Annotated in this window: 10 protein-coding genes and 1 tRNA gene; 7 read left to right on the plus strand and 4 right to left on the minus strand. The window is 59.8% G+C overall.

Going from position 1 to position 12,779, the window contains the following annotated elements:
• Positions 1-273 precede the first annotated feature (273 nt).
• From rpsF to CHR90_RS10325, 5 genes are all read left to right on the plus strand, one after another.
• On the plus strand, positions 274-729 hold the full coding sequence (gene rpsF, locus CHR90_RS10305) for a 30S ribosomal protein S6 (RefSeq protein ID WP_094408912.1): 456 nt from the start codon (positions 274-276) through the stop codon (positions 727-729).
• Between the two features lie 5 nt (positions 730-734).
• Positions 735-971: a 30S ribosomal protein S18 gene (gene rpsR / locus CHR90_RS10310; protein ID WP_094408913.1), complete on the plus strand. Its 237-nt coding sequence runs from the start codon at positions 735-737 to the stop codon at positions 969-971.
• Positions 972-1,191: 220 nt separating this feature from the next.
• On the plus strand, positions 1,192-1,764 hold the full coding sequence (gene rplI, locus CHR90_RS10315) for a 50S ribosomal protein L9 (RefSeq protein ID WP_094409256.1): 573 nt from the start codon (positions 1,192-1,194) through the stop codon (positions 1,762-1,764).
• A gap of 95 nt (positions 1,765-1,859) precedes the next feature.
• The gene (locus CHR90_RS10320) at positions 1,860-3,371 is read left to right on the plus strand and encodes a replicative DNA helicase (RefSeq protein WP_094408914.1); all 1,512 of its coding nucleotides are present in this window, start codon (positions 1,860-1,862) and stop codon (positions 3,369-3,371) included.
• Entirely contained in the window at positions 3,361-4,518 is a 1,158-nt protein-coding gene (locus CHR90_RS10325) for an AGE family epimerase/isomerase (RefSeq protein WP_094408915.1), read from the plus strand. The genes CHR90_RS10320 and CHR90_RS10325 overlap by 11 nt, the downstream gene beginning before the upstream one ends.
• Here the strand turns inward: CHR90_RS10325 and CHR90_RS10330 are convergent.
• Positions 4,515-4,778 carry a hypothetical protein gene (locus CHR90_RS10330; protein WP_094408916.1) on the minus strand — a complete coding sequence of 88 codons (264 nt, stop codon included), beginning with the start codon at positions 4,776-4,778 and terminating at the stop codon, positions 4,515-4,517. The two genes, CHR90_RS10325 and CHR90_RS10330, sit on opposite strands and share 4 nt — an antisense overlap.
• A 772-nt stretch (positions 4,779-5,550) precedes the next feature.
• Between CHR90_RS10330 and CHR90_RS10335 the strand changes: the two genes are divergently transcribed.
• Positions 5,551-7,641, plus strand: coding sequence for a methyl-accepting chemotaxis protein (locus CHR90_RS10335; protein WP_170941371.1), 2,091 nt, complete (start codon positions 5,551-5,553; stop codon positions 7,639-7,641).
• Positions 7,642-7,709: 68 nt separating this feature from the next.
• Here the strand turns inward: CHR90_RS10335 and CHR90_RS10340 are convergent, their stop codons facing one another.
• On the minus strand, positions 7,710-8,807 hold the full coding sequence (locus tag CHR90_RS10340; RefSeq protein ID WP_094408918.1) for a TRAP transporter substrate-binding protein: 1,098 nt from the start codon (positions 8,805-8,807) through the stop codon (positions 7,710-7,712).
• Between the two features lie 377 nt (positions 8,808-9,184).
• On the opposite strand from CHR90_RS10340, the gene CHR90_RS10345 reads away from it, so the two are divergent.
• Positions 9,185-9,260, plus strand: a tRNA-Lys gene (locus CHR90_RS10345).
• A 63-nt stretch (positions 9,261-9,323) separates the two neighbouring features.
• On the opposite strand, the gene coaD is transcribed toward CHR90_RS10345, so the two are convergent.
• Positions 9,324-9,860, minus strand: coding sequence for a pantetheine-phosphate adenylyltransferase (gene coaD / locus CHR90_RS10350; protein WP_229671452.1), 537 nt, complete (start codon positions 9,858-9,860; stop codon positions 9,324-9,326).
• A gap of 65 nt (positions 9,861-9,925) precedes the next feature.
• A complete protein-coding gene (gene gyrA, locus CHR90_RS10355) occupies positions 9,926-12,709 on the minus strand; it encodes a DNA gyrase subunit A (RefSeq protein WP_212668667.1) in 2,784 nt (927 codons plus the stop codon).
• Between the last annotated feature and the right edge of the window lie 70 nt (positions 12,710-12,779).

A 12,779-nucleotide genomic window follows, 5' to 3' on the forward strand; every position in this document is an offset into this window, starting at 1 on the left:
GGGCGTATCCTCGCGGTTCTTAATGTCGCGCGTTTGTCATACTTCATCCTGACCTGTCAAGAATTCGCTGATCATTACGGTTTTTTTGTGCAGGGATTCGCTTGCATCGCGGACGGAAGACGCTATAGTCCGCGCTCCCTCGCCGGACCCTCTTTTGGACTCCGGCAGGCTCCTTGCTGATCTGTTTCGGCAGGTCAGCTGGGCGCGGGGAGGCCCGGAGGCTTAGGCCAACGGGGGAATCCGCGCCGAATCAGCCATAAGGAGAGCAGGTTTATGCCTTTGTATGAAAGCGTGTTTATCGCACGTCAGGATATCTCCGCCGCCCAGGTGGAAACGCTGGCCGCTACGTTTGCTGGCATCGTCACCGCCGAAGGCGGCGCGGTTGCTAAGCAAGAATATTGGGGTCTGCGCAATCTCGCCTTCAAGATCCGTAAGAACCGCAAGGGTCATTACGTGCTGTTCAATCTCGATGCCCCGGCTCCCGCCGTGCTCGAAATGGAACGCAACATGCGGATCAACGAAGACGTCATCCGGTTCATGACCGTGCGCGTCGATGAACTGGAAGAAGGTCCGTCGGCCGTTCTGTCGAACCGTGGCGAACGCAGCGAGCGGGGCGAACGCGGTGAACGGGGCGAGCGCGGTGATCGCGGCGACCGTTACGAACGCGGCCCGCGCCGCCGGGATGATGATGACCGCGGCCGTGGCGCCGACGATCAGGTTGGGGAGTAAGACTAATGCAAGCTGGTGGTCGTCGTCCGTTTTTCCGTCGCCGCAAGTCCTGCCCGTTCTCCGGCCCGAATGCGCCGAAGATCGACTATAAGGACATCAAGCTGCTGCAGCGCTTCCTGTCGGAACGCGGCAAGATCGTCCCGTCGCGCATCACCGCCGTGTCGGTGAAGAAGCAGCGCGAACTCGCTCAGGCGATCAAGCGCGCCCGCTTCCTTGGGTTGCTGCCGTATCTGATCGGCTAAGTCGCGACTAAAGCCTTCCGGCCGGGCTGGTTTTCCAGTCCGGCCGCCGCGCTGCCCCGCCTTGCGGACAGCAAGCCCTGATCGAAGGGCGCAGTAGCCGGTTTTGCGGCGGCTCTGCGGTACGGTTTCCGAGGGAAACCCATCCGTGGGGCATAGCCGCTGGAAGGGTTCATCATCTCCCCGCCCCTGCGCGGGTTTGGAAATCGTAAAGGAAACCATCATGGTTGCTCTCGTTCTGCTCGAACGTGTCGAAAACCTCGGCCAGATCGGCGATGTCGTCAACGTTCGCCCGGGCTATGCCCGTAACTATCTGCTGCCGCAGAAAAAGGCCCTCCGCGCCACGAAGGCGAACCTGGAAGCCTTCGAAGCCCGCAAGGCCCAGATCTTCGCCGACAATCTGAAGCGCAAGGAAGAAGCCGAAGCCGCCGCTGCCAAGATGGAAGGGCTGAAGCTCGCCCTGGTCCGTCAGGCCGGTGAAAGCGGTCAGCTTTACGGTTCGGTCAATGGCCGCGACGTGTCGGAAGCCACCACCGAAGCCGGTTTCACCATCCATCGCAACCAGGTTGTGATCGACACCCCGATCAAGACGACGGGCGTGCATTCGGTGCGCATCACCCTGCATCCGGAAGTTTCGGTCGGCGTGATCATCGCCGTCGCCCAGACCCGCGAAGAAGCCGATGCGCTGCTGGCTGGCCGCGACCTGCGCGCTGAAGCCGCCGCTGACGAAGCCGCTGACGAAGCCGCGTTGGCCGCTGAATTGGCCTCGGCGGCTGCGGCCCGCGAAGCCGAATAATTTCGGTTTCACGGCGCGAGCCTTTAAGGCCGCCTCGGTTTTTGCCGGGGCGGCTTTTTTGCTATTGAAGGGGCGCTTAGGTATAGTACCGCATCATGGATGATTATCCGCTACCCGACGACTATCCGACCGACGCCGCCCCAGGGTCTGGCCTGCCTGCCGTTCAAACCGAACGGCTCGGCCTGCCCATCCGCCTGCCGCCCCATAATGATGAGGCGGAAATGGCGCTGCTGGGCGCCATTCTGCACAATAATCGCGCTTTTGAACGGGTGATCGAGTTCCTGCGGCCGGAGCATTTTGCCAACCGCGTCCACGGTAAGATTTTCGAAGCGGTCGGCAAGCTGATCGACCGAGGGCAGATCGCCGACCCGATTACCCTGAAGCAATATTTCGAAGCCCATCAGGATTTGGCCGAGATCGGCGGGTTTCAATATCTGATGACCTTGGCCTCCTCCCTCGTCTCGGTCATCAATGCCGAAGATTATGGCCGGGTCGTCTATGAGCTCTTTATCCGCCGCCAGTTGATTGAGATTGGCGAGGAGGCGGTTAATCTCGCCTTCAGCCCAGCGCCCGATCAGGACGCGCGCAAGCAGATCGAAATCGTCGAACAGCAGCTCTTCAACCTCGCGACCATCGGCGATATCGAAAGCGGCTTCCAGCCCTTCCATCAGGCGATCACCGCGTCCCTGCGCATGGCCGAAGCGGCTTTCCGGCGCGACGGCAAGCTCGCGGGTGTACCGAGCGGGCTGCGTGATTTGGACCGGCTGCTCGGCGGGCTGCATAATTCCGATCTGGTCATCCTCGCCGCACGCCCGTCGATGGGGAAAACCGCGCTGGCCACCAATATCGCCTATAATGCCGCCCGCGTTGTGAAGGACGAGGAGACGCAGCGGAAACATTCGGTGGCGTTCTTCAGCCTCGAAATGTCGTCCGAGCAGCTTGCCACCCGTGTTCTGGCCGATGTGGCGCAAATTCAATCGCACCGCATCCAGCGCGGCGAATTGCAGCCCGACGATTTCGAACGGTTGGTTATCGCCAGCCAGCAGCTCGAACGGCTTAGCCTCTTTATCGACGACACCCCCGCCCTGTCGATTACCGCCGTCCGTACCCGCGCGCGGCGCTTGAAGCGGCAATCGGGCCTTGATCTGATCGTCGTCGATTACCTGCAACTGCTGCGCGGGTCGGACAGCCGCAGCGACAACCGCGTGCAGGAAGTCTCGGAAATCACGCGCGGCCTGAAGGCCATCGCTAAAGAACTCGATGTTCCCGTCATCGCCCTGTCGCAGCTTTCGCGTCAGGTCGAAAACCGCGAAGACAAGCGCCCGCAATTGGCCGACCTGCGCGAATCCGGCTCCATCGAGCAGGATGCCGACGTGGTGATGTTCATTTACCGCGAAGAATATTATCTGGCGCGCAAGGAACCCGCCGAAGGCACCGCCGAACATGACGCCTGGCAGGCGGAAATGGAGCGCTTTCACAATCGCGCCGAAATTATTATCGCTAAACAGCGCCACGGCCCTATCGGTCGCGTCGTCGTCCATTTCGACGGCAATACCACGCGCTTCAGCGATCTTGCCGAAAGCGGACATCTACCCGATGAATATTAAATCGACCGCCCAGGATTGGGCCGACCGCTGCCGGGCATGGCTGCGAGACGCGCATCTGCCTCTCTGGGCCAAGTACGGGGTTGACCGGGCGGGCTGGGGCTTCCACGAACGGCTCGACGCGGCAACCCTTGCGCCGACCGGCCCCGATCAGCGCCGGTCGATGGTCTGCGCCCGGCAGCTCTACCTGTGGAGCGCCGCCAGCCGGGCCTTTGGGCTTGCCGAACACCGCGCCCTTGCAGAGCGGGCCTATCAAACCCTGGTCGAACGGTTCCCCGACCGGGAAAATGGCGGCTGGGTTTTTAGCCTAAAATCCGACGGCAGCCTGCTGGACGGTCGCAAGGATTTTTACGCCCACGCCTTCATTCTCTTCGCTCTAGGGCATTACGCCCCCATCGGCGCGCAAGGGACGGAAGCCTTAATGCTCGCTCGGGTCACCTGGGGGCTCCTGCAAAAGAAGCTCATGCGCCCGCAAGGCTGGCTCGCCGCCGAGGCATCAAGCCATTGGCATATCGGTAGCGACCGGCTGGTGCAGAACCCGCACATGCACTTGTTCGAAGCGCTGCTAACCCTAGCCGAGGTTGACCCCACAGGGGGCTACGATCGCGGGGCGCAGCATTTGATCACCCTCTTCGAAACCCGGCTTTTCGATGGGACGCTCGGCGAGTTTTTCGACGCCGATGGTCGAGCGAGTGGTGCAGAAGGCCAGATTTTAGAACCCGGCCACCATTTCGAATGGGCGTGGCTGCTGCGCGACGCCGCGCGGGTTCTCGGCGAACCCCGCCTTGTGCCTCTCGCTGACCGCCTAACCCATTGGGCCGAGAGTACCGGAACCGATACTACCCACGGCGGCACTTATGACCAGATCAGCCGGACGGGCGATATTCTACAGCCCGATAAGCGCATTTGGCCGCAGTCGGAAGCGGTTAAAACCTATGCAACAGCCTATGCCGCAGCCCCGTCCGCCGAGACGCTTGCGCCGCTACTCGCGCGCCTTAGCTTTCTCTTTGATTACTATCTGCTGCCGGACGGGCGTTGGCACGAGCATCTTCGCGCCGATTTAACCCCCATCGCACCCTATTTGCCCGCCAGCACCCCCTATCACATCGCCTTCGCGCTGCTGGAAGCCCTGAAAGCCCTCGAAGCCTAAGTGCTTTCCGGTGTGGGCGCCGACCAAACGAGATTGGGGCGACTGAACGGCTTTAGGTCCATCCGATAGGCACGCGCTTCTTCCTCCGCCAGATGGGCGGCGGCTTCGATGAAGCTGGCAACGGCGCCTAATCCCGCCTGATCGGCTTCTTCGGCCAAGGAATTGAGGCATGCCGCAATCGCCGCCGCCGTGCGGGCGGTGTGATGCGCGCTCATGCCCACTAAAGCTGGGCCGCTGCCCTGATCGGAATGGTCATACATCGTACACCTCCTGTCCCGGACAGGAATTAAACCGGTAAAATCATCAAAAGCCAATAGAATTTATCCCGAATATATATGTATTCAATCATCGTCTTGTAACATTAAATTAAATTTCCCTGTTATAACAAATATAAATCGACCAATCCGTCGATGTACTCGCCAACAGCGGGTGAAAGTTTACACTTGCGGCATCAGAATCCCCTCCCCTCCTTACACGCCGTTACAGTGCAATCAAAGTCTATAAACACTTTTTAGTTGATTATAAGAACGCCGGAGCGTCTTTAAAAAACTTTTGCGGCGGCCAGTTCGAATATCCCGATAGGTGGGAGCAAACGCTAGGACTTACACGGGCTTTTCCCTATTTTCGATCTGGGGTACGGGCTGCGACGATCCGTCTCCGCAACAGGGTATCGCAGGCTTGGGTTTCGCAGACAAAATACGCATGTTATCGCTATAATATTCAAAAGAATTTGACCAGAAAGTCAGATCATCCGTGCAGAAGATCAACGATAATATCTGCCTCAGGCGCATCAAAATTATCTGTTACTTAAGGATTTAATTTCAAAATTTTATTCCAAAGTAAGACCTGTTGGAGAAATTTGGTCTTTTTTTTGCTTAGGGAATGCCAACGCACGCGAAGAAGCGATGACAAGCCTGTGATAGGCTTGTTACAGTTTCCGTAACTTAGCTTACAGTTGCATCGGCGGGCGATGCGGTCGGGAGGCCCATTCAACGCCGGATTAAAGGGGGACACATGGCTCGTGGGGGAGTTATGGGGATCCGAGGCCGGTTGATTACCGGTTTCGCCGCCATTGGGGTTGTTTTTGCGGGAATGGTGGCCTTCACCATTCAACGGACGGAAACGAACCGCAGCGTCGTCGATCAGATGGTGCGAAGCCGCGTTCCATCGGCATTGGCGGGGCAGAAGCTGGCCGCGTCGGTTTACGGTAGCCTTGAAAGTCTAAGGGCCTATATGGCCCTGCGCGAGCGGAACCGGCTTCTAGCCTGGCAAGCCGCCTGGGTTCGTATCGCCAACGAGCGTGAAGCAATTGCCGAGCAATTGACCCAAGCCCATCTGACCGATGGCGAGCGCGCCGACTGGGATCGGCTAACCGCCGCGCTGACCCCGCTCGAAGCCGCCCAGAAGGAGGTCGTCGCCCTCCTCGGCACGCCCGAGGAAACCAAGGGGATGACGCTGTTTACCGAAGAAGCGCAGCCGCAGATCGCCCGTGCCATCGCTATGGCCCGCACGCTGATCGAAGACGAAGCGCGCACCCCAGAAGGCGGGCCGCGTAAGGCGCTGCTGGAAACCTTCGCCCATATTCGCGGGGAAGCGGTCCAAGTTCTCGCCTCGCTACAAACCTATCTGATGACGGGCAGCCCCGAGTATAAGCAACAGTATGAAAGCGTCTGGCAGAGCTTATCCGCCCGAATTCAAAGCCTGGATCGTCAGCAGGAGTTGATGACCGGCAGCCAGCGGATGGCAGGCGCGTCGCTGAAGCAGCTTATGCTGCAAATTCAGCCTCTCGCGACCGAGTTGATCGAGCTGCGCCAGCAGGCGGCCTGGAATCAGGCCGATTATCTGCTCAATACCAAAGTCACGCCGCTGATCGATAAGTTGATGGATCAATTGGAGGGGCGGCAGGATGCCATGGGCCTGCGGTCCGGTGGTTTTATCACGGTGCAAAGCCGAATGGTGGAGCTAGAGGCGGATACGGTCGCCGACTCGGCCCAGGAGTTGCGCCAAACCCTAATCTTGCTGCTGATCGGCACCCTTTTGCTGACTGTGCTGATTGTGATCGCCACGCAGCGCGGCATCGTTCCCCCGTTGACGCAGATGACCGAGGCGATGACCCAGCTCGCCAATGGCGTGCTGAATATCAAAATCCCCGCCCTGGGACGGCGGGACGAAGTGGGCCGCATGGCCGCCGCGGTCCAAGTTTTCAAAGAAAACGCCGAGCGCGTTCAAGCGATGGAGCAAGAAGCCGAAGCCCAAGCCCGCCGGGTCGAGGAGGAAAAACAGGCGGCGATGGCGGCAATGGCAACCGAGTTCGAGAACTCCGTCGCGGCCATCGTCACCAGCGTCTCTTCAGCAGCAGATCACATGCGCGCCAGCGCCGAATCCCTCTCCGATACGGCGGCACAAGCGCTAACCCAAACCCATACGGTCGCCGAAGCCGCCGAACAGGGCAGCCATAATGTTCAAACCGTCGCCAGCGCGGCGGAAGAACTGACGGCCTCAATCCAGGAAATCGCCCGCCAAGTGACCGAAGCAAATCGCGTCGCCCAGCAGGCGGTTGATGAAGCCGGAACGACGAATAATGGTGTGCAGCAGCTTGCTATTGCTGCCGTGCGGATTGATGACGTCGTCCGCCTCATTCAAGCGATCGCCGAGCAAACCAACCTCTTAGCCCTGAATGCGACGATCGAGGCCGCGCGGGCGGGCGACGCAGGGAAGGGTTTTGCCGTCGTGGCGAATGAGGTGAAGGCATTGGCCAGCCAAACCGCCAAGGCCACCGAGGATATTCAGGCACAGATTGGCGCCATTCAGCGGGAAAGCAGCCAATCGGCCAAAGCGATCCAGTCGGTTGCCGGAATCATCGGCTCGATCAGCCATATCACCGCTACCGTCGCTGCAGCCGTGGAGCAACAAGGGGCCGCAACGCGGGAGATTACGCGCAATGTTCAGGAAGCCGCCGACGGCACGCGGCTGGTATCCGATAATATTATGGCCGTGCGATCAACGGCGGAAGCCACCGGGGCCTCGGCCTCGCAAGTTCTAAGCGTTGCGGGCAACCTATCGCAGCAGGCGGGTATTCTAAGGTCGGCGGTGCAGGACTTTGTTGCCCGTGTCCGGGCCTAGAGCAGTTCGCACAGCTGCGATCCAAGAAAAAAGGCGGGGAAATTTTCCCCGCCTTTCGTACCTTCAGCCTATTTTTTCGGCGGCTGGCCGCCACCGGAATAGACGAAGTTATCAAAGGTGTTTTCAGCGACCCGGAACCAAGCGTATTGGTCTTCGCGGAACGCTTTCCACGGTTCGTAGATCTTCTTGAACTTTTCGTTCTTGCTCGCGACTTCCTCGTAAAGATCGAACGCCGCTTTATAGCAGGCCGCCATCACTTCACGCGGGAACGGACGCAGCAGCGCGCCACTGCCGACCAGCTTGCGCAGGGCCAGCGGGTTTGCGGCGTCGTACTTTGCCAGCATGTAATTGTTGCCATCGGCGCACGCCGTTTCCAGCGCCTGCTGATAATGCTTCGGCAGGGCCTGGAACTGGGCATCATTCACCAGCATCGACAACTGGGCGCCACCTTCCCACCAGCCCGGATAGTAGTAATACTTGGCGACCTTGTAGAAGCCGAGCTTTTCATCGTCATATGGGCCGATCCATTCGGCGGCGTCGATAGTGCCCTTTTCCAGCGCCGGATAAATATCACCGCCCGGGATTTGCTGCGGCACAGCGCCAAGCTTTGCCAAGACCTGCCCGGCGAACCCGCCGATGCGCATCTTGAGACCCGACAGGTCTTGCACGGTCTTGATTTCCTTACGGAACCAGCCGCCCATCTGCGCGCCCGTATGCCCCAGCGGGATATTGTAGACGTTATAGCCCTTAAAGAAGTCGCGCAGCAGTTCAAGCCCGCCGCCCTGATACTGCCACGCCATTTGCTGGCGGGTGTTCAGACCGAAGGGGACGGCCGTATCGAACGCAAAGGTCGGGTCCTTCCCAACGTAATAATAGCTGGCGGTATGGCCGCATTCGACCGTATTGGCCTGCACCGCATCCAACACCTGCAACGCCGGAACCAGCTCGCCGCCCGCGAACACGCGGATCTGGAACTTACCATCGGTCATTTCGGCAACGCGCTTCGCGGTATGTTCCGCCGCCCCGAAGATCGTATCCAAGCTCTTCGGAAAGCTCGAGGCGCAACGCCACTTCACTTCGGGGTAGCTCTGCGCAATCGCGGGCGCAGCAATCGTCGTTGCAGCCGCCCCAATCCCTGCGGCCTTCAGAAACTTACGTCGTTCCATAGATCTCTCTCCCCAAAGCTCTCTTTATCTGTTGGTCTTCTCTATCGGTCCGGCTTTGCACCGTTACCATCCCGGCCTGGCCACCCTTTGCGACGCGATCGTCGGGTCATCTGCAAATCGCATGGCACCTATGCCGAGACAGACCCTAACACCGGGACTGTGAAAAACACAAGATTCGTTTCACTTAAGGACGATTGCAGCAATCCTCTTAGTCTCACCCCCTAAGTGCCACCATCAACAGTGATAACCATGTTGGAATTTACGAGTGTTCCCCTGATCTACCCTGCGCCCCAGGCCCTAAGGAGGGCTGATTCATTCGCCCCCTAGCAAGGCTTGACCCCTCGCCCGCCCCCGCTTATGGTGCGCCACCCCAAAGGGAGCTCGTAGCTCAGCCGGTAGAGCACGTGACTTTTAATCATGGGGTCCCGGGTTCGAATCCCGGCGAGCTCACCATTGGGTTAAAGCAAATCGCCCCGCGTTCATATGGACGCGGGGCGATGCTTTTTATGGTCTTGATTAGTCGGCTTGTTCAGCGAACCGGGTCTTAAGCGCTTCCACGATGCGTGGGCTGACGAAACGGGAAATATCGCCGCCCAATTTGCCGATTTCTTTGACGAAGCGGGAGGAGACGAACTGTTGCCCGTCTGCCGCCATCAAGAAGACCGTCTCAACCGCCGGATTCAGCTTGGCATTCATCCCCGCCATCTGAAACTCATATTCGAAGTCCGAGACGGCGCGCAGACCGCGCACGATCTGATTAGCACCATGTTCGACGGCAAAATTGATCAACAGACCTTCAAAGGGCACCACCGTGATCCGATGGCCTTCGGGGAGGGCCGCCACTTCACTGCTCAGCAGATCCACCCGCTCGGTCAGGGAAAAGAGCGGGCCTTTCCCGGCATTCTTAGCGACACCGACAATCAGCCGATCACAAATGCGCGCGGCCCGGCGGATGATGTCGATATGACCAGAGGTAACGGGGTCAAACGTCCCCGGATAAACAGCGGTGCGCAGGCCTTCGTCGGCGCTGGGCGTGGTCGATGCCGAAGTCACTGGGTCCCCTCCCCAAAAAAGGCTGCCAGTCCCCACCGGCAGCCTTTGCTTCTGCTGAAAGACGGTTAAACCAGCAAGGACGGCGGTGCCCCGTCGGCGGGCGGAGCATCACTGCCCTCGCCGTCTTCAGTTTCTTCGCCGGTATCGTCGAGACGGGTGACGGACACCACCCGTTCGGCGGTTTCGACCTTGAATAGGGTCACGCCCTGGGTCTTGCGCCCAGCGATGCGGATACCCGCCACCGGAATGCGGATCAGCTGCCCGCCGTCCGTCACCAGCATAATCTGATCGCTTTCGCTGACTGGGAAAGCCCCGACCACCGGCCCGTTCTTCTGGGTAATATCCATCCCAGCGATCCCCTGACCGCCGCGCCCGGTTTTGCGGTATTCGTAAGCCGAACTGCGCTTGCCAAAGCCGCGCTCCGTGACCGTTAGCAGGAATTGCTCCACGGCTTGCAGTTCCTGGAAGCGGTCGTCGGTCAGATTGACCTGTTCGGCCAGAAGATCGGCTTCATCATCCACGCTGGTTTCGACAGCGGCATCATCCCCCGCAGCCCGGCGGAGCGCCGCGGCCCGGCGCAGGTACGCATCACGCTCTTCCACGGTCGCCTGCACGGCATCGAGCACGGCCATCGAGATAACGGCATCCTCATAGGCCAAGCGGATACCGCGCACCCCGGTCGAGGCCCGCGATTGGAAGACGCGGATATCATCGACCGAGAAGCGGATCGCTTTGCCAAGGCGGGTCGAGAGCAAGACGTCTTGATCGTCGCGCGCCACGGAGACGCCGATGAGGTCGCCCAGGCTATTGCCGTCCTCATCCTCTAGCTTCATGGCAATCTTGCCGTTCGACTTGATATTGAGGAAGTCGGACAGAGCATTGCGGCGCACTTCGCCCTTGGAGGTGGCGAAGAGGATGGTCAGGCCTTCGCGTTCTTCCACATCCGGCAGCGGCAGGACGGTAGCGATGCGCTCGCCCGGCTGCAACGCGGGCAGCAGATTCACCATCGGCTTACCCCGGCCCTGCGGGGTGCTTTCCGGCAAGCGCCACACTTTGGTTTCGAACGCGCGGCCCTTGGTGGTGAAGAACAGCACCGGCGTATGGGTATTGGCGACGAAGACCCGTTCGACGAAATCTTCCTCGCGCGTCGCCATCCCGGCGCGGCCCTTGCCACCCCGGCGCTGCGACCGGTAGGAGGACAAGGCCACGCGCTTGATGTACCCAGCGTGGCTGACGGTTACGACCATATCTTCGCGCTGGATCAGCGCTTCGATGTCGTAATCGACTTCCGAATCGTCGATCTGGGTTTTACGCGGCGTGGCGAATTCGGTTTTGATCGCCGTCATTTCGCCGCGGATGATGTCGAGCACGCGCGAACGGTTGGCGAGAATATCGAGGTAATCCTTGATCTGCTCGCCGAGATCGCCGAGTTCGGCCGCGATCTTATCGCGTTCCAGCCCGGTCAGGCGTTGCAGGCGCAGGTCCAGAATAGCGCGGGCCTGGGTTTCCGACAGGCGGTAGGTGCCGTTATCGGCAACCTTATGATCGGGATCGTCGATCAACGCGATCAGCGGCGCCACATCCTTGGCGGGCCAATCGCGCGCCATCAACTGTTCGCGCGCCACCACAGGATCGGGCGCGGTGCGGATCAGATGGATCACATCGTCGATATTGGCGACGGCGATGGCCAGACCGGCCAAAACATGGCCGCGTTCGCGCGCCTTGCGCAGCTCATAGGCCGTGCGACGCTGCACCACTTCCTCGCGGAAGGCGCAGAAGGCGACGATGACCTCTTTGAGGCTCATCATCTCCGGGCGGCCGCCGTTGATCGCCAGCATATTGACGCCGAAGCTCGATTGCAGCGGCGTATGGCGATAAAGCTGGTTTAGCACCACGTCTGACGAGGCATCGCGCTTCAACTCGATAACGACGCGCACCCCGTCGCGGTCGCTTTCGTCGCGCAGGTCCGAGATGCCTTCGATGGTCTTGGCATTGACCAGTTCGGCAATCTTTTCCAGCATCTTGGCCTTGTTCACCTGATACGGAACTTCCGTAACGATGATGGCCTGCCGGTCCTTCTTGAAGGTCTCGATTTCGGTTTTCGCGCGCATCACGATGCTGCCGCGCCCAGAGCGATAGGCATCCATGATGCCGCCACGCCCTAGGATGATGCCGCCGGTTGGGAAATCCGGCCCCGGCATAATCTGCATCAGCGCTTCCACCGGAATATCCGGGGCGTCGAGATAAGCGATGCAGGCGTCGATCACTTCCCCAAGGTTATGGGGCGGGATATTGGTCGCCATCCCGACCGCAATACCGCCCGCGCCATTCACCAGCAAATTCGGAAATTCTGCCGGCAGAACTGTGGGTTCAACCTCGGTATTATCATAGTTCGCCTGGAAGGATACCGTATCGCGGTCGATATCGCGCAGCAGATGATCAGCGGGTTTTGACAGGCGCGCTTCCGTGTAGCGCATCGCCGCCGCCCGGTCGCCGTCCATCGAACCGAAGTTGCCCTGGCCGTCGATCAGCGTCAGGCGCATGGAAAAATCCTGCGCCATACGCACCATCGCGTCGTAAATCGCTACGTCGCCGTGCGGATGGTATTTACCGATCACATCCCCGACGATGCGGGCGGATTTGCGGTAGCCCTTATTCCAATCGTAGCCCTGTTCCTTCATCGAAAACAGGATGCGGCGATGCACCGGCTTCAACCCATCGCGCACATCGGGAAGGGCGCGCGCCACGATCACGCTCATGGCGTAATCGAGGTAGGAGCGACGCATTTCCTCTTCGATCGTGACGGGGACGATATCGAAACTCGGCGGTAGCAGCGGCGGATTGGTCAAAACTTACTTCCCTAATCGCTTACGCGGCCCTCTGGGCCTAAAGTCGGTGCGCACCCTAGCAAGTCTTGCG

The organism is Elstera cyanobacteriorum (assembly GCF_002251735.1).
Lineage (GTDB): Bacteria > Pseudomonadota > Alphaproteobacteria > Elsterales > Elsteraceae > Elstera > Elstera cyanobacteriorum.

What these genes read in the sequence shown, in the direction of transcription:
- rpsF (WP_094408912.1), top strand. Translation starts at nt 274, where the DNA reads ATGCCTTTGTATGAAAGCGTGTTTATCGCACGTCAGGATATCTCCGCC.
- rpsR (WP_094408913.1), top strand. Translation starts at nt 735, where the DNA reads ATGCAAGCTGGTGGTCGTCGTCCGTTTTTCCGTCGCCGCAAGTCCTGC.
- rplI (WP_094409256.1), top strand. Translation starts at nt 1,192, where the DNA reads ATGGTTGCTCTCGTTCTGCTCGAACGTGTCGAAAACCTCGGCCAGATC.
- CHR90_RS10320 (WP_094408914.1), top strand. Translation starts at nt 1,860, where the DNA reads ATGGATGATTATCCGCTACCCGACGACTATCCGACCGACGCCGCCCCA.
- CHR90_RS10325 (WP_094408915.1), top strand. Translation starts at nt 3,361, where the DNA reads ATGAATATTAAATCGACCGCCCAGGATTGGGCCGACCGCTGCCGGGCA.
- CHR90_RS10330 (WP_094408916.1), bottom strand. Translation starts at nt 4,778, where the DNA reads ATGTATGACCATTCCGATCAGGGCAGCGGCCCAGCTTTAGTGGGCATG.
- CHR90_RS10335 (WP_170941371.1), top strand. Translation starts at nt 5,551, where the DNA reads ATGGGGATCCGAGGCCGGTTGATTACCGGTTTCGCCGCCATTGGGGTT.
- CHR90_RS10340 (WP_094408918.1), bottom strand. Translation starts at nt 8,807, where the DNA reads ATGGAACGACGTAAGTTTCTGAAGGCCGCAGGGATTGGGGCGGCTGCA.